General features: G+C 41.3%; 24 protein-coding genes. 4 read left to right on the top strand and 20 right to left on the bottom strand.

The features are described from left to right. The first annotated feature begins 163 nt into the window (after positions 1–163). Positions 164–766, top strand: a complete 603-nt coding sequence (gene clpP / locus ACWM35_RS19130) for an ATP-dependent Clp endopeptidase proteolytic subunit ClpP (RefSeq protein WP_454820461.1) — start codon at positions 164–166, stop codon at positions 764–766. Positions 767–1061: 295 nt separating this feature from the next. On the opposite strand, the gene ACWM35_RS19125 is transcribed toward clpP, so the two are convergent. The 7 genes from ACWM35_RS19125 to ACWM35_RS19095 all read right to left on the bottom strand — a co-directional run bounded on the left by ACWM35_RS19125 (position 1062) and on the right by ACWM35_RS19095 (position 7766). Continuing rightward, positions 1062–1319: an HPr family phosphocarrier protein gene (locus ACWM35_RS19125; RefSeq protein ID WP_454820460.1), complete on the bottom strand. Its 258-nt coding sequence runs from the start codon at positions 1317–1319 to the stop codon at positions 1062–1064. Between the two features lie 27 nt (positions 1320–1346). After that, positions 1347–2297 (bottom strand): DNA-binding protein WhiA, encoded by a 951-nt coding sequence (gene whiA, locus ACWM35_RS19120; protein ID WP_454820459.1) that lies wholly within the window; start codon positions 2295–2297, stop codon positions 1347–1349. Between the two features lie 34 nt (positions 2298–2331). Continuing rightward, positions 2332–3315 carry a gluconeogenesis factor YvcK family protein gene (locus ACWM35_RS19115; RefSeq protein WP_454820458.1) on the bottom strand — a complete coding sequence of 328 codons (984 nt, stop codon included), beginning with the start codon at positions 3313–3315 and terminating at the stop codon, positions 2332–2334. Beyond that, the gene (rapZ, locus tag ACWM35_RS19110; protein WP_454820457.1) at positions 3312–4205 is read right to left on the bottom strand and encodes an RNase adapter RapZ; all 894 of its coding nucleotides are present in this window, start codon (positions 4203–4205) and stop codon (positions 3312–3314) included. The genes ACWM35_RS19115 and rapZ overlap by 4 nt, the downstream gene beginning before the upstream one ends. 17 nt (positions 4206–4222) lie before the next feature. Further along, the gene (locus tag ACWM35_RS19105; RefSeq protein ID WP_454820456.1) at positions 4223–4681 is read right to left on the bottom strand and encodes an NUDIX hydrolase; all 459 of its coding nucleotides are present in this window, start codon (positions 4679–4681) and stop codon (positions 4223–4225) included. 446 nt (positions 4682–5127) lie between these two features. Beyond that, positions 5128–6078: a thioredoxin-disulfide reductase gene (gene trxB / locus ACWM35_RS19100; RefSeq protein ID WP_454820455.1), complete on the bottom strand. Its 951-nt coding sequence runs from the start codon at positions 6076–6078 to the stop codon at positions 5128–5130. Between the two features lie 182 nt (positions 6079–6260). Further along, a complete protein-coding gene (locus ACWM35_RS19095; RefSeq protein WP_454820454.1) occupies positions 6261–7766 on the bottom strand; it encodes a tetratricopeptide repeat protein in 1506 nt (501 codons plus the stop codon). 185 nt (positions 7767–7951) lie between these two features. On the opposite strand from ACWM35_RS19095, the gene ACWM35_RS19090 reads away from it, so the two are divergent. Further along, positions 7952–8866, top strand: coding sequence for a nuclease-related domain-containing protein (locus ACWM35_RS19090; protein ID WP_454820453.1), 915 nt, complete (start codon positions 7952–7954; stop codon positions 8864–8866). Between the two features lie 382 nt (positions 8867–9248). Here the strand turns inward: ACWM35_RS19090 and hisIE are convergent, their stop codons facing one another. The 13 genes from hisIE to hprK all read right to left on the bottom strand — a co-directional run bounded on the left by hisIE (position 9249) and on the right by hprK (position 19712). Further along, positions 9249–9866: a bifunctional phosphoribosyl-AMP cyclohydrolase/phosphoribosyl-ATP diphosphatase HisIE gene (hisIE, locus tag ACWM35_RS19085; RefSeq protein WP_454820452.1), complete on the bottom strand. Its 618-nt coding sequence runs from the start codon at positions 9864–9866 to the stop codon at positions 9249–9251. Then, on the bottom strand, positions 9863–10624 hold the full coding sequence (gene hisF, locus ACWM35_RS19080; RefSeq protein WP_454820451.1) for an imidazole glycerol phosphate synthase subunit HisF: 762 nt from the start codon (positions 10622–10624) through the stop codon (positions 9863–9865). The genes hisIE and hisF overlap by 4 nt, the downstream gene beginning before the upstream one ends. Further along, the gene (hisA, locus tag ACWM35_RS19075) at positions 10621–11343 is read right to left on the bottom strand and encodes a 1-(5-phosphoribosyl)-5-[(5-phosphoribosylamino)methylideneamino]imidazole-4-carboxamide isomerase (protein ID WP_454820450.1); all 723 of its coding nucleotides are present in this window, start codon (positions 11341–11343) and stop codon (positions 10621–10623) included. The genes hisF and hisA overlap by 4 nt, the downstream gene beginning before the upstream one ends. After that, positions 11340–11966, bottom strand: coding sequence for an imidazole glycerol phosphate synthase subunit HisH (gene hisH, locus ACWM35_RS19070; RefSeq protein WP_454820449.1), 627 nt, complete (start codon positions 11964–11966; stop codon positions 11340–11342). Before hisH ends, hisA begins: the two co-directional genes overlap by 4 nt. A gap of 14 nt (positions 11967–11980) precedes the next feature. After that, positions 11981–12568: an imidazoleglycerol-phosphate dehydratase HisB gene (hisB, locus tag ACWM35_RS19065; RefSeq protein WP_454820448.1), complete on the bottom strand. Its 588-nt coding sequence runs from the start codon at positions 12566–12568 to the stop codon at positions 11981–11983. 13 nt (positions 12569–12581) lie between these two features. Then, a complete protein-coding gene (gene hisD / locus ACWM35_RS19060) occupies positions 12582–13853 on the bottom strand; it encodes a histidinol dehydrogenase (protein WP_454820447.1) in 1272 nt (423 codons plus the stop codon). Then, positions 13854–14492 carry an ATP phosphoribosyltransferase gene (gene hisG, locus ACWM35_RS19055; protein WP_454820446.1) on the bottom strand — a complete coding sequence of 213 codons (639 nt, stop codon included), beginning with the start codon at positions 14490–14492 and terminating at the stop codon, positions 13854–13856. Next, positions 14489–15658: an ATP phosphoribosyltransferase regulatory subunit gene (locus ACWM35_RS19050; protein ID WP_454820445.1), complete on the bottom strand. Its 1170-nt coding sequence runs from the start codon at positions 15656–15658 to the stop codon at positions 14489–14491. Before ACWM35_RS19050 ends, hisG begins: the two co-directional genes overlap by 4 nt. Positions 15659–15786: 128 nt before the next feature. Next, positions 15787–16326, bottom strand: coding sequence for an acyltransferase (locus ACWM35_RS19045; protein ID WP_454820444.1), 540 nt, complete (start codon positions 16324–16326; stop codon positions 15787–15789). Further along, the gene (gene ppaX / locus ACWM35_RS19040) at positions 16323–16976 is read right to left on the bottom strand and encodes a pyrophosphatase PpaX (RefSeq protein ID WP_454820443.1); all 654 of its coding nucleotides are present in this window, start codon (positions 16974–16976) and stop codon (positions 16323–16325) included. Before ppaX ends, ACWM35_RS19045 begins: the two co-directional genes overlap by 4 nt. Then, the gene (locus ACWM35_RS19035) at positions 16966–17913 is read right to left on the bottom strand and encodes a nucleoside recognition domain-containing protein (protein ID WP_454820442.1); all 948 of its coding nucleotides are present in this window, start codon (positions 17911–17913) and stop codon (positions 16966–16968) included. Before ACWM35_RS19035 ends, ppaX begins: the two co-directional genes overlap by 11 nt. A 14-nt stretch (positions 17914–17927) precedes the next feature. Continuing rightward, positions 17928–18758: a prolipoprotein diacylglyceryl transferase gene (gene lgt / locus ACWM35_RS19030; RefSeq protein WP_454820441.1), complete on the bottom strand. Its 831-nt coding sequence runs from the start codon at positions 18756–18758 to the stop codon at positions 17928–17930. Between the two features lie 18 nt (positions 18759–18776). Next, the gene (hprK, locus tag ACWM35_RS19025) at positions 18777–19712 is read right to left on the bottom strand and encodes an HPr(Ser) kinase/phosphatase (RefSeq protein ID WP_454820440.1); all 936 of its coding nucleotides are present in this window, start codon (positions 19710–19712) and stop codon (positions 18777–18779) included. Positions 19713–20048: 336 nt separating this feature from the next. Between hprK and nagA the strand changes: the two genes are divergently transcribed. Both nagA and nagB read left to right on the top strand, forming a co-directional pair. Next, on the top strand, positions 20049–21236 hold the full coding sequence (gene nagA, locus ACWM35_RS19020; RefSeq protein WP_454820439.1) for an N-acetylglucosamine-6-phosphate deacetylase: 1188 nt from the start codon (positions 20049–20051) through the stop codon (positions 21234–21236). After that, positions 21233–21958: a glucosamine-6-phosphate deaminase gene (gene nagB, locus ACWM35_RS19015; protein ID WP_454820438.1), complete on the top strand. Its 726-nt coding sequence runs from the start codon at positions 21233–21235 to the stop codon at positions 21956–21958. Before nagA ends, nagB begins: the two co-directional genes overlap by 4 nt. The last annotated feature ends 16 nt before the right edge of the window (positions 21959–21974 follow it).

Genomic DNA, 21974 nt, shown 5'->3' with positions numbered 1-21974 from the left:
AATCTTTGCAAGAGCGTTTACGTTTTAAAATCATTCCATTTGGTTATGATGATGAAGGGAAAGTTGTCGAACAAATTTAAAACGAAATGTTTGACCTTAATTGACCATCAGTGTATCATTAACTATACATATTAAATCTTTCATACCTTAAGGAGGAAGAAAAATGAATTTGATCCCTACAGTCATCGAACAAACAAACCGGGGCGAGCGTGCCTATGACATTTATTCACGTTTGTTAAAAGACCGCATCATCATGCTAGGCAGTGCGATTGACGATAATGTAGCTAACTCGATTGTAGCCCAATTACTTTTCCTTGAAGCGGAAAATCCAGAAAAGGATATTACCCTTTATATCAACAGCCCTGGCGGAAGCATTACAGCTGGAATGGCCATTTATGATACTATGCAATATATTAAACCTCAAGTATCTACTGTTTGTATCGGTATGGCTGCTTCTATGGGAGCATTCTTACTAGCAGCTGGTGAAAAAGGAAAGCGCTTTGCCCTTCCAAACGCCGAAGTTATGATTCATCAGCCACTTGGCGGTGCACAAGGACAGGCAACTGAAATTGAAATTGCAGCTAAACGCATTTTATTCCTTCGTGAAAAATTAAACGGTATCTTAGCTGAACGTACTGGTCAACCACTAGAAGTAATCTCAAAAGATACAGACCGCGATAATTTTATGACTGCGGAACGGGCTAAAGAATATGGTCTCATCGACACCATCATCTCACGTAACAATCTTGAAGAAAAGAAAAAATAATTAGAAGTTTAGAGCAGCCGGTTAAAATCCGGCTGTTTTTTATTTAAATTCAGCAGCCGTTCAAAATCTTTAACACCAGACCTTCTGCTGTGACCGGATTACCTCTCATTTTCATATTTCGGGCACTCCAGCCCTTCTGCTGTGACCGGACTACCTCTCTTTTTCACATTTCGGTAACTCCAGCCCTTCTGCTGTGACCGGACTACCTCTCTTTTTCATATTTCAGTCACTCCAGCCCGTCCTGCTGTGACTATTGAAAATAAAAAGGTTTGGCGATTTAAGCCAAACCCTCATATTAATTGTCCTTTTGAACAAAATCAGACAATGCTGCGATGGCATTTTCCTCATCATCACCGACTGCGATAATATTAACAGCGACTCCTGAGCCGATTGCCAAACTCATTAACCCCATAATACTTTTTGCGTTGACTTTTTTCCCGTCCTTCTCAAGAAAAATATCAGCTGAAAATCGATTTGCTTCCTGTACAAATAATGCAGCAGGGCGTGCTTGAAGACCTGTTTTCAACTTTACTTCTACCTGTTTCTCCACCATCACATAATCCTCCTATAAGTATCTTTTCTATTTTCTTGTAACTATTTCACCCATACGTAATTTCTCTGCGATTTCATCAATTTTTCTTAATCGATGATTAATCCCTGACTTACTAATCGTCCCACCGGATACCATCTCTCCTAGTTCCTTCAGTGTTACATCGGTATAATTCAATCGAAGTTCGGCAATTTCTCTTAATTTATCAGGTAAAATCTGCAGACCAACAGTGTCATTAATATAACGAATGTTTTCAACCTGCCTGATTGAGGCACCAATTGTTTTATTTAAGTTCGCTGTTTCACAATTAACGAGTCGATTAACAGAATTTCGCATATCTCGTACAATTCGAACATCCTCGAACCGCAACAGGGCATTGACAGCTCCTATAATATTAAGAAATTCGGTAATCTTCTCCGCTTCTTTTAAGTAAGTAATATAGCCCTTTTTCCGCTCAAGCGTTTTACTATTCAGGCCAAATGTATTCATTAATTCGCATAAAGAATCATTATGTTCTTTATAAAGCGAAGCAATTTCCAAATGATAAGAGGATGTTTCTGGATTATTCACAGAACCTCCTGCTAAAAAGGCACCACGCAAATAAGAACGCTTACAACATTTCTTCTTTATCAAATCACTTGAAATATCATGGATGAAGGTAAATCCTTCACCAAGGATTTTCATATCCTCGAGAATTTCCTTTGCTTGCTGTGACAAACGTACTATATAAACATTGTTCTTTTTTAATCTCATTTTCTTTCGAACAAGCAGTTCAACGGATACGTCATAGCATTTTTTAATTAACGTATAAATTCGACGGGCAATGGCTGCATTTTCCGTTTGAATATCTACAATTAACTTACGGTTGGAAAAGGAAAGAGAACCATTCATCCTAATAAGGGCGGAGAGCTCTGAGTGAATACAGCATGATTTCACGTCTAAATTCGTCAATTCTTTTTTCGTTTCCGAAGCGAAAGACATCCCTTCACCCCCTTATATAATATAACTCCTATTATTACGCTTCATATCGCTTTTTGGTTTCATCAATTAGCAAATTGTATAATATTTTTGCCACCTTTTTTGGATCATGTCTTAGTGCGCCGTTTTCCTGAATTGCAATATCGGCATGAACCACTTCAAGACCGAGTTCAAAAATGCGCGGCAAATCATATTTAACCGGATCCGCTAATTCTTCATTGTAACGGAGTTGAATATCCTCTGGAATTTCTTTGTCATTAACAAGAATCGTATCTATAAAAGCACCACTCATGTGATCATACAGCGCTTGGACATGATCGCTCGCTGTATACCCATGGGTTTCACCTGCTTGGGTCATTAAATTACAAATGTAAACCTTTTTCGCTTGCGAACGGCTGACTTCTTCTCCCAGCCTTGGTACTAATAGATTAGGGAGCACACTCGTATATAAACTACCAGGCCCAATGATAATTAAATCCGCTTGCCTGATCGCTTGAATCGATTCTGGAAGCGGGCGGATGAGTCCTGGAGTTAAAAAGACCTTTTTAATTTTTTTGCCAGAATACGGGATTTTTGACTCACCGGATACGACCGTTCCATCCTCCATCTCGGCATGCAGAACAACACTTTGATTGGCAGCAGGCAATACTTTGCCATTCACATTCAATACCTTACTCATTTCTTGAATGGCATGAACAAAGTTCCCAGTAATCGATGTCATTGCTGCTAATATTAAATTTCCTAGCGAATGTCCTGACAGTTCATTAGAAGTTGTAAAACGGTGTTGAAACATTTCCTCAACGAGTGGTTCAACATCCGATAAGGCCGCTAACACATTACGGATATCGCCTGGCGGTGGGATATCGAGGTCATCTCGCAGTCTTCCTGAGCTGCCCCCATCATCTGCAACCGTTACAATAGCGGTGATATCGACAGGGTACTGCTTCAATCCCCGGAGTAACACAGGCAATCCTGTTCCGCCGCCAATGATGACGATTCTTGGCTGTCCTAAATCTTTCATGTGGTTTTGTCCTTTCTCCTCTCAATGTCACGATGAGAAACACAAGTCTTGTAATCATTTTCAAAAAACCTGCCGAGGTACTCTGCTAATGCAACGGAACGATGCTGGCCACCGGTACATCCAATCGCGATTACAAGCTGTGCCTTTCCCTCCCGTTTATAGTGAGGGAGCATAAAGCTAAGTAAATCGGTCACCTTTTCTAAAAACTTATGCGTTTCATTCCATTTTAAAACATAGCTTGAGACATCTTCATCTAAGCCAGTCTTTGGTCTCATATGTTCAATATAATGAGGGTTAGGCAAGAACCGCACATCAAAAACAAGATCAGCATCGATTGGAATACCATGCTTAAATCCAAATGACATGACATTGACAGTAAAAATAGATTTTTTATTTGATGTAAACTCTGTTAAAATCTTTTCACGCAATTCACGAGGCTTCATTTGTGAAGTATTATAAATAAGTTGAGCTCTTCCTTTTAAATCGTCAAGAAGTTCCCTCTCCAGTTTAATCCCTTCTAACGGCAAACCTGATGGCGCAAGCGGATGAAATCGTCTAGTTTCTTTATATCTCCTAACTAAAGTAGAGTCATCGGCATCCAAGAATAAAATTTGCGGGGCAACCCATGATGTTTCAGCGAGATCGTCTAGAGCTTTGAATAAATGATCAAAGAACTCTCTCCCCCGTAAATCCATAACCAATGCTACTTTATTCATTTTATTCCCTGATTCCTTCATAAGTTCTAGGAATTTTGGCAGCAATGTTGGAGGCAGATTATCGACACAGAAAAAGCCTAAATCCTCTAAGCTTTGGATAGCTACTGTTTTTCCTGCACCCGACATGCCCGTTATGATAACCATTTGCGTTTCACTTGTTGAACCGGTACTCATCTTCATACCCCCTATAATTAACTTGGATCCAGTCGATAGCTGATTAATTGAAAATCTTTCGTGTAAGTAAAAGTACCGTAGATGATCCCTTTACCATGAATCATATAATCAATGATATGATAATCTCCTGCCGCCATCGGCAGGTTTTTAAGTTGATCTAATGGGTGCCATTCAAGCTCACCTTCCTCTGACTCATCCACACCCATTCCGTCAGAATCAGTCGCTAAGAAGGTAAACATCATCCATTCAGATAAAATTTGATCATTTTCTTTCATAATAAATGTAAAAATACCCTTTAACTGCGGGCTTTTTAAATAAATTCCAGTTTCTTCACGGTACTCGCGAATACATGAGTCACGAACAGATTCCCCTTGCTCCATTTTCCCACCTGGTGCAACCCACCAGCCACGACGCGGTTTTTTAAGTAATAATATTTGATTATCTCTAATTAATACACAATTGGTGACTCGCTGCACAACATCTCACCCACTAACAAGAAAAGCGGAAGCGCCTTGCCCAGGGGCGACAGGCATAAGACAAGCCGGAGAGAAGGTTGCTTTTTAACCTTCTTGACGGATTGGCTTAGACCTGAGAGCCCCTAGGCGCCGGAGCTAGACAATTCTCAAAGTTTAAATTTTTTCCTTATTTAATACAACGATAAGAAATATCGTAAAATAATGTAATTATTCTTATCATTATACTATTTTTAGGAAGCGGTCACAATGAAATCAAATCTTATAAATTTGTTAAATGTTTGTAAGAGTGACAACAAAAAAAATAGCACAGGCTGCGGGGCCTGTGCGTCCAAAAAATATATTTTTAAAGGGGGTCAATTCTTATTTCCATAATAACCTATTTTTATTTCAGGGCTGTTACAGTTGAATTAAAACAGGATTACTTTTGTTAAAGCTTCGTAAACTTACTACTGTTTTATTTTCAATTCTTCCTTTAGTTCTTCCACATAATGCTGAGCGCTTTGAGCCGCAATACTTCCATCACCAGTAGCAGTAACAATTTGTCTTAATGTTTTTTCGCGAATATCACCGGCTGCAAAAATCCCTTTTACCTTGGTTTCCATAAGCTCATTTGTTTCAATATAGCCATTTTCATTGGTAATGCCAAGGCCAGCAAACGGTTTTGATAATGGCACCATCCCGATATAAATGAATACTCCATCCGCAGGGAGGGTCTGCTCTTCACCTGATTCCGTGGAAACAAGTGTCACGCTGCCAACTTTCCCGTCTTTATCGTTAATCGATTTAACAGTGTGATTCCAAATAAAGTCGATTTTTTCGTTAGCAAACGCTCGGTCTTGAAGAATCTTTTGAGCACGCAGCTCATCACGACGATGGACAATCGTAACTTTTGAGGCAAAGCGAGTTAAGTACACGCCTTCCTCTACAGCAGAATCTCCACCGCCAATGACATAAAGCTCTTTCGCTTTGAAAAATGCCCCGTCACAAACGGCACAATAAGATACGCCACGTCCGCCAAGTTCTTTTTCACCTGGAACGCCAATTTTTTTGTACTCCGCACCCGCTGAAATGATAACAGAATATGCTTTATATTGTTTTGACCCAGCAACGACCGTTTTGTAATCCCCATTGTCGATGATTTCCTTAATGTCACCATAGGCATATTCAGCACCAAATTTCTTTGCATGCTCAAACATTTTTGTCGATAAGTCTGGCCCTAATATACTTTCGAAGCCTGGATAGTTTTCAACATCCTCGGTATTAGCCATTTGACCACCCGGCATTCCCCGTTCAATCATCAAAGTCGAAAGGTTGGCACGAGAAGTATAAACTGCAGCTGTCATACCAGCAGGACCGGCCCCAGCAATAATTACGTCATAAATTTTATCTTCAGACATCATATCTCACTCCCATAAAAAAAATACGATTAAGTGTAGTATTCCCTACTTAATCGTATAAAACAATCCAAATATAGTCCATTTATCTGCTTAATCGAAAAGCGGAAGCGCCTTGTCTAGGGGCGACAGGCATAAGACGAGCCGGCGGAAAGGTTGTTTTTTAACCTTTTTGCCGGCTCGTCTTATGACCCCGAGCCCCTAGGCGCTGGAGCTGGACATAAATGGTGTTTTATTAACTTAGCGTATTTGCCAATTGTTGCAGTTGAGGTTCCATAGCGTCTGGCAATTTCTTGCTGTGAAACCTTGGTATTGCTTGACTTGTGCCAAACGTATTCCATTGCTGCAGCCCACGCCCGCTTGTTATTTAGCGAGATACTTGTTTTGGCCATTTCGACAAAAACAGAGAACCACATTAAATATAAGCTCGATTCAATCGTTCCAATCGGTTGATGGGTTTCGTATAAAACCTCGGCAATTTCAAATGCTTCCGATGGAGTGTCCGACTTAGCTAGGGCTTTTTCCATCGAGGTCAGCTTTTGATTTTGATAAAAACGCTTTGAAGAAAAAATTTCATCTTTTTTTTCGGATACAGACGCAAGAAAAATAGCAAATAACCGTTCCTCAATGTAGTCACTTTCTAATTTTTGAAAAATAGAACCTGAATGATCTTCGAAACCATTAGACTGTGATTTTTCCTCATTCCACGGCTCAAAGCCTTCCTTATCAGGATTATTCTCAAGGACAAGCTTCCAAATCGATTTGGCAAAATTCTCACGTCCAGTGAAATAGGCCGAATAGGAGAGCCAGTAATAGTAAGGACCGTCGCCTTCAAATCCATTTATATAGAGCTTTTTCAACCAAAAATAGGCAGGCTCATACTCACCAACTAGAGCAAAGGTCACTCCAAGCTTAAATTGATGATCGATCAGCATCGGCTGAATTTTTTTCAATGATTCTACCAAACGATTGACGCGCTTAAATTTCCCTTGGTAATGAGCAAACACCAGCCTGTTGCAAAGGGCATGGAGATTTCCAGGATTCCGTTCTAATACATCATCGAGAATGGATTCTGCTCTTTCCGCCTGACCAAGGTAAAAATAAGCGAGTGCTAGATTATTATAAGCCGACCAATATTCAGGATATTCCTCAACAACATCATTCAGCAGTTCGATTGCCTTTGGAAAATAACCAGACTCTAACAGTTCGCGGGCCTGCTCCTGCTTAACTATGAGGTCGTCCTGCTCGTAGAGTTCTTCCTCTAAGTGATCTGCTTCAAAGGTGAGAAGTTCAAGCAAATCCTCCGTATCCTCAACAAAATCACCTTTTGAATCTAACTCTAAATATATTTTTGCATGATGATAAGCATCTTTAAAAAATCCCAAATGGGCATAATTATTTGCTAAAAAATAATGACATTCAACCATTTCTTCATCAAGTTCTTCAAGGATTAAATGCAAGAGTCGATTGGAATTTTCAAACTCACCAAGTTCCGTTGTAACAATGGCCAACTGACAGGCAATCATTGGTTCCCCCGGTTCAAGCTGCATCGCCCGTTCAAGATATTTTTTAGCTTTTAGAAAATCACGGCGATGATAAGCCTTAATTCCCTTCTTGAAATAATATTCCCCTGTAGGAACAAACGACAGAATTTTCCCCTTTTGAATTCTTGCTTTTGAGTCTTTAACCATGAAGTCCTCCATCTTTCCATTGAACTAACTTATGTAGTATAACACAATCCAAGCGCGTACGAGAAGGGATTATGTTGACGGGATTGTTGGAAATTATGATAAAAGAAATTTCACAAATCATTCATATGCATTTTTCTTAACTTTTTATAAAATAGTGAGGTAGAAGCTAAGAAAAGAGGTGGGTTATGCCATTAAAGAATCGAACTAAATCGAAGGAAATTAAAATCTTAAAGTTATTAAATGCAAGGATGGAATTAGATCAAACTTCTAAGCGACGGTACTATAACCTGACAAAAGGCTTTGAAGGAGAGGTCATGTTCGATAAGCTTACAATTGGTCTCGATAGTAAATTTTACATATTAAACGACTTGCAACTGGAAAGTCATAGTACTGAATTTCAGATTGATTCCTTGTTTGTAGCGCAGAACTCCATTATTCCATGCGAAATTAAAAATTTTGAAGGCAATTATTACTTTGAAAAAGACAATTTCTATCATTGTGTGACCAAAGAACAGATAACTAATCCGCTCCACCAATTAAACCGCGGTAAAAACTTACTTCATCAATTACTTCAAAAAAATGGATTTAACTTCCCTATCGAAGGCTACTTAAATTTCATCAATCCTCATTTCTATTTATACCAAGCTCCCTTTAATGATAAAATTATCTATCCAACCCAACATCAGAGCTTTTTGAAAAAAATGGAGTCGAAACCAGCAAAACTAAACGACCAGCATCGTATAGTGGCTGACTTTTTGATCCAAGCGCATAATCCGGTATCTCCTTATAAAAAGTTACCACCATATTCTTTTTCCAACCTACGAAAGGGGAATATTTGTAAGAATTGTAATTCCTTTTTCGTTACTTTCGTAGACAGAAAGCTTATTTGTAATAAATGTGGTTTTGTTGAAACATTAGAAGATGTAGTAAAGAGGAACGTTGATGAAATTATGCTGCTTTTTCCCGATTTAAAGATAAATGCTAATACTGTCATAGAGTGGTGCAAATTAGAGGATCATAAAAGGAAAATCAGGAGAATTTTATTAAAGAATTTTATAAGGATTGGTCATGGAAAGTATACGAGTTACACAATTGATTGAAAAGTGGTGTCCTATAACTACTTTTTCATTCTCCTTGTTAATTTTTGGTTCTATTGATCTTCTTATAGAACCACTTTTTCAGTTTAAGCACTGATTTTTGGTTCTATGAACCCTTTATAGAACCACTTTTCTCGGCCACAAACTCATTTTTGGTTCTATGAACTCTCCATAGAACCACTTTTCTCGGCCACAAACTCATTTTTGGTTCTATGAACTCTCCATAGAACCACTTTTCTCGGCCATAAACTCATTTTTGGTTCTATGAACTCTCCATAGAACCACTTTTTCGGTCTTTTCACTGATTTTTGGTTATACAATCCTCTTTCGAAGCAGTTTTTAATCTAATACTCCTCAATAAAACAAACACAAAAAAACCAGCAAGTTATTGCCGGTCTTTGTGTCGTTCTTCTAAAGTTTTTAATACTTCTTTAAAGGGGAGTCCTTGCTCGACCAATAATACCTGCAGGTGGTAGAGCAGATCTGCCGCTTCCCATTTTAGTTCTTCTTTATCGCGATTCTTTGCTGCGATAATGACTTCGGCCGCTTCTTCACCGACCTTTTTCAAAATTTTATCAACGCCTTTTTCAAAAAGATACGTTGTATAGGCGCCTTCAGGACGCTCTTGCTCCCGCTGCAAAATGACCTGTTCCAATGATTGTAAAATTTGAAAATCTGCTAAGCTAGATTTCCTTTCACTAACTTCCTGTGAAAAACAGCTGACGGCACCGGTGTGACAGGCTGGGCCCTTTGGTTCTACTAAAACGAGCACTGCATCCTGATCACAGTCGTACTTCACGCTTACCACGGACTGTGTATTGCCGCTAGTCTCACCTTTGTGCCACAGTTCCTGACGGGAACGGCTATAAAACCACGTTTCACCAGTATCCAAAGTTCTGCCCAAGGATTCTTCATTCATATAAGCAAGTGTTAAAACTTCCTTTGTTTCTGCATCCTGAACGATCGCTGGAATCAATCCTTTTTCATCAAACTTCACATTCATCGTACCGTCACTCCCTTCTCACTCAAATAACTCTTCACTTCATGGACAGACGTCTCTTTATAATGAAAAATCGAAGCAGCTAATGCCGCATCCGCTTTTCCTTTAACAAATGCCTCTTCAAAATGATTGGCATTCCCAGCACCACCCGAAGCGATCACGGGGATCGAAACGGCTTCACTAACCGCTTTTGTTAACGCAAGATCAAAGCCATTTTTCTCACCATCACTATCCATACTTGTGAGCAAAATTTCACCTGCACCAAGTTCAGCTGCTTCCTTCGCCCAATCAATGACCTTCCGATCCGTTGGGGTCCGACCACCATGGGTATAAACGCGCCAAGTGCCGATTACTTCATCATACTTAGCATCGATTGCTACCACAATACACTGAGAACCAAAGTAGCCTGCCCCTTCAGAAATCAACCCTGGATTTAAGACAGCTGCGGTATTCAATGACACCTTATCCGCACCAGCACGAAGGATTTTTTTCATATCTTCTAACGCATTGATGCCGCCACCAACTGTAAAAGGAATCGCTAACTCTGAGGCAACAGCCTTTACCACTTCAACCATCGTTTTTCTTCCTTCAACAGAAGCTGAAATATCAAGAAAGACCAGTTCATCGGCACCTTGTTCGTCATATATTCTAGCTAATTCGACGGGATTGCCGGCATCGCGCAACTGAACAAATTGAATGCCTTTGACCACTCTACCATCTTTAACATCCAAACAAGGGATAATTCGTTTCGTTAGCGTCATTTTCTCACCTCATCGAGCGCTTCCTTCAAGGTAAAACGCCTTTCATAGAGAGCTTTACCAACAATCGCACCTTCTACTATCGTTGAATTTAGAGTACGTAAATCTGCTAAACTGCTGACTCCGCCGGAGGCGATAACATTTTTCCCGGTCACCTCTGTCATTTCACATACAGCAGCAATATTGGGACCAGCCAGCGTTCCATCTGTTGCGATATCCGTAAAAATAAACGTCTCAGCCCCTGCATCTGCAAATCGTTTTCCTAGCTCAACTGCTCTAACATTTGAGGTATCCAGCCAGCCGTGAGTAGCAACGTAGCCATTTTTCGCATCGATGCCAACAGCAATTTGCGCTCCATATTTCTTTATCATCTCAATGGCGAACTCAGGGTTTGAAACAGCTATACTCCCAATGATTACACGAGTGACACGGTTTTCTAAGTAATGGACAATATCTGCTTCTGAGCGGATGCCTCCGCCAATTTGAACTTTTGACTTTAGCTTTTTAGCAGCCTCAATCACAAACCGGTCATTGACCCGTTTGCCATCCTTTGCCCCATCCAAGTCGACCATATGGATCCATTCTGCTCCATCGGCAGCAAACTGATTGGCCATATCAAAAGGAGAATCGCCATAGATTGTTTCCTGATTATAGTCCCCTTGCAGAAGGCGGACGCAATTACCTCCACGCATATCAATCGCAGGATAAATCGTAATCGTCATCGGACAGCCTTCCTTTCATCAGCCATTTGCAAAAAATTTCCTAGCAAGGCCATTCCTAATTTGCTGCTTTTTTCAGGGTGAAATTGCATCCCGAAAATATTATCCCGGCCAACTACGGCTGAAACTTCTTCATGGTAATTTGTTTTTGCTATTAGAACATCCGAACTCTCCGCATTTACATAGTAGGAATGCACGAAATAAACATAATCTTCTTCTACATTCTCCAAAATCGGTGAGTTTTGAACAAATTCGAGCTTGTTCCAGCCCATGTGCGGAACCTTATAGAGGTGTCCTTCTGAGTTTTTTCCAGAAAAGCGACGAACACTTCCTGGCAATAGTCCAAGCCCCTTCGTAAAACCATTCTCTTCACTATCTTCAAATAAGAGCTGCATTCCCAGGCAAATACCGAGAAGCGGTTTACCTGTTGCCGCAAACTCTTTCATTGTCTCCACGGGCAAACGTTCCATCGCATCACGAAAGGAACCGACCCCAGGAAGGATTAAGGCATCAGCGGCCAGCAATTCCCTTTTATCACCCGTAATAAAATAGTCTGCACCCAAACGCTCAAGAGCCTTGCTGACGCTAAACAAATTCCCCATTCCGTAATCTACTATTCCAATCATGATAACAGTCCTTTCTATAGCATTCCTTTTGTGGATGGAACACCCTTAATGCGCGGGTCAATCGTCGTTGCTTCGTCAAGTGCCCTAGCGAGTGCTTTAAAAATCGCCTCAATGATATGATGCGTGTTTTTTCCATAATGAACAATCACATGTAAATTCATTCTCGCTTCGAGTGCAAGCTTCCATAAAAATTCATGGACGAGTTCAGTATCGAAGGTTCCCACTTTTTGACTTGGAAATTCTGCGCGTATTTCTAAGTGCGGGCGGTTACTTAAATCGATAACCACCTGTGCTAACGTTTCATCCATTGGAACAAAAGCATTTCCGTAGCGCTTAATTCCTTTTTTTTCACCTAGAGCATCCTTGAGCGCTTGTCCTAGACATATTCCGATGTCCTCTGTCGTATGGTGGTCATCAACCTCAATGTCTCCTTTTGCATCAACAGTCAAATTAAACTGTCCGTGTTTAGCAAACAAATCAAGCATATGATTGAGAAACGGCACCCCTGTGTCAAGGTCAGAGCGGCCTTGACCGTCAATATCCAAAGATAGTTTAATATCTGTTTCACCTGTTTTACGTTCAATCCTTGCAAATCTTTCCATGAGATGGGGCCCCCTATTGATTTTTTAACCTTATTTCAACAGCCCGGGCATGTGCTTCTAGACCTTCCATCCGGGCAAATTTAGCAATTTTTTCACTGTTATCCTTTAAAGCTTTTTCACTATAGACGATGACACTTGATTTCTTTTGAAAATCATCGACATTCAAAGGGCTCGAGAATCGTGCTGTCCCATTTGTCGGCAGGACATGATTCGGTCCGGCAAAATAATCACCGACAGGTTCTGAGCTAAAGCGTCCGATAAAAATCGCTCCCGCATGACGAATTTTCCCAAGAAGCTCCATCGCATTTTCAGTGATCACTTCAAGATGCTCTGGTGCCAGTCCATTGACAACTTCTACCGCTTCGGCCAGCGATTCGGTTACGTAAATGGCACCAAAATCTTCAATCGAGCGGGCGGCTATTTCTTTGCGTGGCAGCAGCGCTAGTTGTTTTTCCACCTCGACGGCAACTGCTTCGGCCAGCGCCATTGACGGAGTAACTAGAACACTGCATGCCCGTGGATCATGCTCGGCTTGTGATAATAAATCAGCGGCAACCTCGTCAGCATAGGCAGAGTCATCAGCAAGAATCGCTATCTCGCTTGGTCCGGCAATCATATCGATATCGACATCTCCGAAAACCTCACGCTTGGCTAAGGCAACGAAAATATTTCCTGGACCGGTAATTTTATCGACGGCCACAATCGACTCAGTCCCATAAGCTAAGGCGGCAATTGCCTGAGCGCCACCAATTTTATAGATTTCTTCTACTCCGGCTTCTTTTGCAGCAACAAGCACAGCCGCAGGCAGTTGACCATCAAGGTCTGGCGGTGAAACCATCACAATTCGCTTCACTCCTGCTACTTTTGCCGGGATGACATTCATTAAAACCGAGGATGGATAGGCAGCGGTTCCACCTGGTACATATACACCGACAGAATCGAGGGGCGTTATTTTTTGACCAAGAATCGTGCCATTTTCCTCGGTTGTCATCCACGAAGGCCGAAGCTGTTTTTCATGAAATCGGCGGATGTTTTCACCTGCTTCTCGAACAATCGTAATAAACTCTGCATCTATTTTCGTGTACGCTTCCTCGATTTCCTGATCCGTTACGGAAAAAGAAGTCAGCTTCACACGATCAAATTTTTCCGTATAGTCTCGTACAGCCTGATCTCCCCGGGCACGAACATCTGTTAAAATCGATTTGACAATGGCAGACTGCTCGGAGGTTCCAGCGTCAACAGAACGCTTTATCGATATTTGCTCACTCACTTTGACAATTTTCATTTATTTAACCTCCAACAAAACCACTTCACTCAAACGTCGGACAAGATCATTAATCCGTGCATCTTTGATCCGATAGCTGACAGGATTCACGATAAGTCTTGAGGTAACATCCTTGATTCGTTCATATTCCACGAGTCCATTTTCGACCAGTGTTCTTCCTGTGGAAACAATGTCGACAATCCTGTCAGCTAAACCGATTAATGGTGCGAGTTCAATTGAACCATTTAATTTGATTATCTCGACCTGTTCGCCCTGCTCGCGAAAATAAGCGGCTGCAACATTCGGATATTTCGTTGCCACTTTAGGTGCTACATCATTCATTTTTGTCCCTGGCAGACCAGCTACAGCTAAATAACAGGCACTAATCCGTAAGTCAAGGAGTTCATACACATCACGCTCCTCCTCAAGCAGGACATCTTTACCGGCAATCCCAACATCAGCAACCCCATGTTCGACATAGGTAGCAACATCCATCGGTTTTGCTAAAATAAAGCGAATGTTCTCAGCAACCACATCAATGATGAGTTTCCGCGACTCATCAAATTCCGGCGGCAGCTGATAGCCTGCCTTTCTTAGTAAGTCAGCCGCTTCTTCAAATATTCTTCCTTTTGGCATCGCAATCGTCAATTGGTCATTCATGATTGTGCACCCCCGATTAAAAAGGTGGTAGTGGCAAACTTTTTCGTATAAGCATCAAGATTTTTCACGCCGATGATGTCCTGCAGAACCGTACGCTTTCCTTGTTCTTTCCATTTTTCAGCTAATTGAAAAGCTTCTTTTCGTCTTTCCTGACTAAAAAATATACATGCTGTTTCGACAACTTTGTTGTTATCACCTAGTGCCTCTAATAGTTTATCTAAGCGAATCGCAAATCCCGTCGCACTCGCATTTTTTCCAAATTTCTCAATCAATCCATAGCGGCCGCCGTTCCCAATCGGGAAGCCGACATTGTCCGCATAAACCTCAAATAATATCCCCGAATAATAGCTCATATGACTGACGATGGTAAAATCAAATTTCACATAATCTCTGACACCGTAGTCATTGATTACCTCCCATAATTCCTTGAGTTGTAACAGCGCTTGTTTTCCCTGTCCATCCTCAATAATGTCGAGAGCCTTGCCGATCACCTCTTCTCCCCCGCGTAATTCAAGGAGGCCAAGCAGTCTTTGTTTATCGATAGAAGACAAGTTATAAGAATTCACCTGCTCCCGATAGCCAACAAAATTCTTATCATATAAAAACTTTCTTAATGCATTCGTCCGTCCATTGGTACCGAGGATCTGCATGAATAACTCTTGGGCAAATCCAATATGACCGACGGATACTTGAAAGTTTGTAAGTCCTGCATTTTTCAAGGAAGAAACAAGCAAGGCAATGGCCTCACCATCGCTGGAAACCGAATCATCATTAATGTATTCCACACCAATTTGCTCAAATTCAGCTGGACGACCACCCTCACGCTGCTGAGCTCGGTAGACATTGCCTGAATAAGCAAGTCTGAGCGGCAGGTCCTCATCAAGAAGTCGGGAAGCCGCTACTCTGGCAATGGGTGACGTCATATCTGGTCTCAAGACTAGCGTGTGCCCATCCTTATCGAGTAATTTAAAGAGCTCTTGATCAAGAATCGCTGAGGCGGCGCCGACCGTTTCGTAGTATTCTAATGTCGGGGTTTCAATAAATTGATACCCCCAGCTCTTGATTGAATCTTCCATTAAAGTGCGAACACGATACTTTTTTTCATATAAATCTGGGAGAGTATCTCGCATCCCCAGTGGCTTTTCAAACATAAACAAACGGCTCATGAAGATCATCCTTTATTTTCAGAATCCTTTAGTTCGCTAATATGCTAATAAATTAAAGTTTACTCTTTTTAAAATTTTTCGTCAATCATTAATCTTTGAAAAAAAGCCTGGTTTAAAAAACCAGACTTCTACTGTTTATTGCTTTTTCCATATATCGGGTCATCCGCCCATCGTTCGGCCAGTTCTTCTTTTGTATAGATTACCTTCATCGGATTCCCTCCTACAAAGGCTCCTGCTGGTACGTCTTTATGTACAAGGGTGCCGGCGGAAACGAACGCTCCATCACCAATCGTAACCCCTGGGAGAATCGTAGAATTCGCACCAATCATAACCTCGCTGCCAATCTTAACATCCCCAAGACGGTATTCCTTAATCAAGTATTCGTGTGCAAGAATCGTTGTGTTATAACCAATGACCGTGTTGCGGCCGACACTGATCTTTTCTGGAAACATGACGTCAAGCATCACCATTAGCGCAAAGGACGTCTGCTCGCCAACCTTCAACCCCAAAAACTTCCGATAAAGCCAATTTTTCATCCCAAGAAATGGGGTATAGCGAGCCAGTTGAATCACAATGAAATTTTTGACAACTTTCCAAAAAGGAACGGTCTTATAGACATGCCATAAGGAGTTGGCTCCTTCAACTGGATAGCGGGTCGTCTTCCTCATTCTTCTCCCTCTCCGAGAATCATTAATAAGTCAGTCATGTTCTCTAGAATATAATCTGGTTCATATTTAGCAATATAATCTCTTCCCTTAATCGTCCAAGCCACTCCAGCCGTCTTTGTCCCAGCATTTTTTCCAGCCAATACATCATGAAAATTGTCGCCGACCATCAGCGCTTCCTCTGGTTTCGAATCAAGCTGCTCGAGTGCACGCAATATCGGCTCCGGATCAGGCTTTACCTTTTCAACATGTTCAAGTGCGACAATGACATCGAAAAAGCGATCGAGCTTTGTCAGGCGAAGGCCCTTAAGGGCAACATCGTGGCGTTTCGTCGTAACAATTGCAAGCTTATAGCCTTTTTCCTTTAATGCCTCGACGGTTTCGAGCACTCCCACAAATTCTTTCACAAGCAAATCATGATTCGCAAGATTATAAGTGCGGTAGTCTAAGATCATTTCCTCTACCCTTTCGGGGTCCATTGCTACAAAGGTTTCATGGAGCGTAGGACCCAAAAATGGCAGAACATCTTCACGTTTGTACTTACTTGGATAGTATTTTTCAAGAGTGTGTAAAAAAGTAGAAATAATTAATTCATTCGTATCAATTAACGTGCCATCTAGATCAAATAAGATCGTATTGATGTTACTTTTCATAAGCTGCTTCCTTTCCTCTGACGATGCCTGAGCGCTTCCAGACAAAACTTACGATTAACGTTAAACAAATGGCCACACCTAAGCGAATCAAAAATAGCGGCCAGATTGGAATTCCGAGTGGAATAAAGATTAATGTATCCTCGACAACCGCGTGACAGGCCATCAGAAAAATAAACGCCAGTGTTAAATCTCTCTTACCGACTCCATCTTCCTCCACTGCCTGAATCATCACCCCGGCGCCCATTGCTAGCCCAAATAACAAACCTGCTGCCATGGTCGTTGAAGTATTTTCATTCATTCCAAGGCTTTTAATTATCGGTGACATGCTTTGAGAGAATTTTTGCAGCCACTGTAAATCCTTTAAAATTTGGATGACGATCATAAGTGGGATTACTATAACTGCCAGTTGAAAAATTCCAAGGCCAGCTTTTTCAATTGCCGACCAAGCAATCGCTGCAATCCCTGTTACTTCTTCTGTCTTTGCTTCAATCATCCCGTACTTGGCTAATTCTCCTCCGCCATGCCAAACAAGATTGATGACAATAGCTGAAACGAATGCCAGCCCAAGCCTTGTGACCAATACCAGCCAAAGCTTGACGCCAACCTTCATTGCGACGGAAGATTCAACGAATAAATTATGTGAAAAAGATAGCATGACAGCTAAAATAAAGACTTCTTTAACTGATAAATCAAGTGTCAGGATCGCACCAATAGCTGCATAAAGGTTCAGAAAGTTCCCTAGAACAAGTGGAATGGCAGCATCTCCAGACAAACCGAACAGCTTCATTAACGGTGAAATCGCCTCAATCAGCCATGGCAAAATAGGAGTATACTGAAGTAAGGCCACAATCAGGGTCACGGGGAAAATAATTTTCCCCAATGTCCACGTTGTTTTAAAGCCAACCAGCAAACCCTTCTTTATTGAGTGAATCAACATTTCCCCAACCCCCTCTAATGTGTTAATGCCTGATTGTTTTTATCTAAATATCGATCTTCGGCAAGACGTTTTTTTCTCCGGTAAAATAAAATCAAAATGGCACCAACAATTAAAGCAAGTGAGATCGTTTGGGCCATCCTTAGACCACCAATCATCAAGCTGTCCGTTCTCATTCCTTCAATGAAAAAGCGTCCGACAGAATACCAAATCACATAGGACAGGAATAACTCACCACGACGAAGATTAACACGACGAAGCAGGATTAATAGCGCAAACCCAATGATATTCCAAACAGATTCATATAAGAACGTGGGATGATAATAGGCTCCATTGATATACATTTGATTGATTATGAACTCTGGTAATTGCAGGTTTTCAAGAAACGTCCGGCTCACTTCTCCGCCATGTGCTTCCTGATTCATGAAGTTCCCCCAGCGGCCGATTGCTTGACCGAGAATGATGCTCGGTGCCGCAATGTCAGCTATTTTCCAAAAAGAAATTCCCCGCTTTTTTGCAAAAATATAAGCTGTCAGCACGGAACCAATGAGGGCACCGTGAATGGCAATACCACCATTCCAAATTTGGATAATTTGTTCGGGATGATCCGCATAATATCCCCATTCAAAAATAACATAATAGATGCGGGCTGAAATAATGGCTATCGGGATTGCCCATAGCATTAAATCCGCAAATGTATCTTTCGGCAGCGCTCTTCGATTGCCTTCTCTTATCGCAAGAAAAAGAGCAAGTGCTAAACCAGAACCGATGATCAGACCATACCAGTGCACCTGAATTGGACCAAGCGAAATGGCTATCGGGTCGAGTGGTTGAATATTTTCATTCATATTTTTTTCTCCTTATTTTTAGTGTTCTTCATGATCCCCATCTTCAATTACATCGGATAAGCGTTCCGTAAACTGCTGGGCAGCATTGACACCCATTCGTTTTAATCGGAAATTCATCGCTGCCACCTCAATAATAACAGCGAGGTTCCGTCCTGGCCGGACCGGAACAGTAATTTTTGTGATATCCGTATCGATGATTTTCATTTTTTCTTCATCTAGCCCAAGGCGGTCATATGTCTTTTTCGCATCCCAAAGCTCTAAGTCAATCACAAGGGTAATCCGTTTATGGCTGCGGACAGCCCCCGCTCCAAATAGCGTCATCACATTGATAATCCCCAGCCCGCGTATTTCCAATAAATGCTCAATTAAATCGGGGGATGTACCGATTAACGTGTCTTCGTCTTCCTGACGAATCTCCACACAGTCATCTGCAACAAGCCGGTGTCCACGCTTGACTAACTCTAGTGCTGTCTCACTTTTACCGACACCACTTTTTCCTGTAATTAATACACCAATTCCATAAATATCGACTAATACCCCGTGCACCGCTGTCGTTGGCGCAAGTTTACTTTCAAGAAAATTAGTCAATCGACCTGAAAAACGCGTGGTTTTCATCGGAGAACGAAGTACTGGCACTGACTCCCTTTCCGATGCTTCAATTAGTTCTTGAGGAACTTCCAAGCCACGGGTAATAATAATGGCCGGAGTAATGTCCGTACATAAACGCTCCATTCTAGCGATTCGTTCTTTTTTTGGCAGCTCTTCAAAAAACGATAATTCTGTCATCCCTAACAGCTGGATGCGATCCTCAGGATAAAATTCGAAATACCCTGCCAGTTCAATCCCTGGCCGTGATATATCACTTGTTGTAATCGGGCGGTTAATTCCTTCTTCACCACTGATCAATTCTAGATGAAATTTTTCATATATATCCTTCGTGCGTACCTTTGGCAAGTTGTTTCCTCCTATTCAGAAAAGCAGAAGCGCGTTCGGAACAAGCACAGCTTGTTCCTGCGAGGAATATTCTAAGGAGCTTTCCTTAGTGTCTAGGGCTTATGACCCGAGCCCCTCGGCGCTGCAGCTAGACCAATTTCATTTCCTTCTATTTTCATTTCCCTCTATTTTAGCATTTTTTAAAATTCATAACCAAATTAGTTAGTTGTTTTTCATACAATTTAATCTTTTAGGAAAAATAAACTAAGATATATCCTTAGGTGGTCTAGACAACTATTCAACCATACCATATAATAATAGTAAGAAGAGAAACTACCTGAAATGGAGATGAAGGAAATGAGCCTGATATTATTGGTTCATGGAAAAGCAGTATTAGAAACAGAAGTGAAAGAAGCTATATATATTTCAATTGAAAAAGGAAAAATCAAAGAAATGGGTCCTATTAATGAGATTCCTTCCCATCTCAAGGATGTTAAATCCATTGAAATCCCTAAAAACCATACCGTTGTTCCTGGATTTATTGATGTTCATATCCATGGTGCCGCAGGAGCAGATACGATGGATGCCACAACAGAAGCGCTCACCACAATGGCTCGTGCCCTGCCGGCTGAAGGAACAACCAGCTTTTTAGCAACGACCATTACACAAAAACATGAAAATATCGAAAAGGCCTTAATAAATGCTGCTGATTATCAGTTGAGCCATAACGAAGCCGGGAAAGCTGAAGTGATTGGCGTACATTTGGAAGGACCATTTATTAATAACAAACGTGCTGGTGCCCAGCCAATGCAATACATTATTGATCCGGATATTGAATTATTTAAAAAGTGGCAGGAGCTGGCTGGCGGAAGTATTAAATTGATCACGGTTGCTCCTGAGCTGGAAAATGGAATAAATTTTATTCAATACCTTCATGAAAATGGTGTAATTGCCTCTATTGGCCACTCAGATGCTATTTATGAAGAAATGGAAAAAGCCGTTGAAGCTGGTGCAAGACAAGTAACACATTTATTCAACGGGATGAGAGGTCTTCACCACCGCGAACCAGGAGTTGCTGGGTCAGCCCTTCTTTTTAAAGAATTAATGGTCGAATTAATTGCTGATAACATTCATGTTCGTCCGGAGGTCATGAAGCTCGTGATCAACGCTAAGGGCACAGACGGGATGATCTTAATCACCGATGCGATGCGGGCAAAATGCTTGAAAAATGGTATTTATGATCTTGGTGGTCAGGATGTTTCTGTTGCAGACGGCAAAGCCCTTCTTGCAGATGGAACATTAGCTGGCAGTATCTTAAAAATGAATGATTCGGTGAAAAATACGATGGAAGCAGCAGACATTTCCCTGCTTCAGGCTGTAGAAATGGCCAGTGGAAATCCAGCACGGCAGCTAAAGATTTATGACCGTAAAGGTAGTATTACCGAAGGAAAAGATGCCGATTTAACAATCTTAACGGATGAATATCAGGTGGACCTCACGATTTGCCGCGGAGAAATTGCTTTTAACAGGGGGAACAGAAAATGAAAATTATTCGTACAGAAGACTATGCAGAAATGAGCTTACAAGCAGGAAGACTGATGGCCGAAAAAATCCGCTCTAACCCACAGATGACTTTAGGGCTTGCAACTGGCAGCACACCAAAAGGACTTTATCAATATTTAATCAAGGATCATCAAGAAAACGGGACCACTTATCACAACGTTAAATCGGTTAATTTAGATGAGTATATTGGACTGCCTGTTAACGATGCAAATAGCTATCTTTATTTCATGCGTGAAAACTTTTTTAACCATGTTGATATCGATCAGAATCAGACCTATGTTCCAAACGGAGCGGCCAGTGACTTGGAACAGGAATGTGTCCGTTATGAAGCTTTAATTAAAGAATTAGGCGGTGTCGACCTGCAAATCCTTGGAATTGGCCAAAATGGGCATATCGGTTTTAATGAACCAGGGACGGCTTTTTCCAGCCGCACACATATTGTTACGCTTGATGAAAGCACTCGTCATGCTAACTCGCGCTTTTTCAACTCCATTGATGAAGTGCCAACTCATGCCCTATCCATGGGCATCGCTTCGATACTAGATAGCAAGGAAATTTTCCTGCTCGCATCAGGTGAAGCAAAAGCAAAAGCGCTTGCTCGTTTAATGAACGAAGGAATCAGCGAAGACTTCCCAGCTTCAGCACTAAAGAAGCATCAGAATGTGACTATCATTGCAGATAAGGATGCTTTAAAATATATGTAGTGTTTGTTGTATGTTG

Source organism: Neobacillus sp. K501 (assembly GCF_053749995.1).
This window is presented reverse-complemented; position numbering and strand designations above follow the sequence as displayed.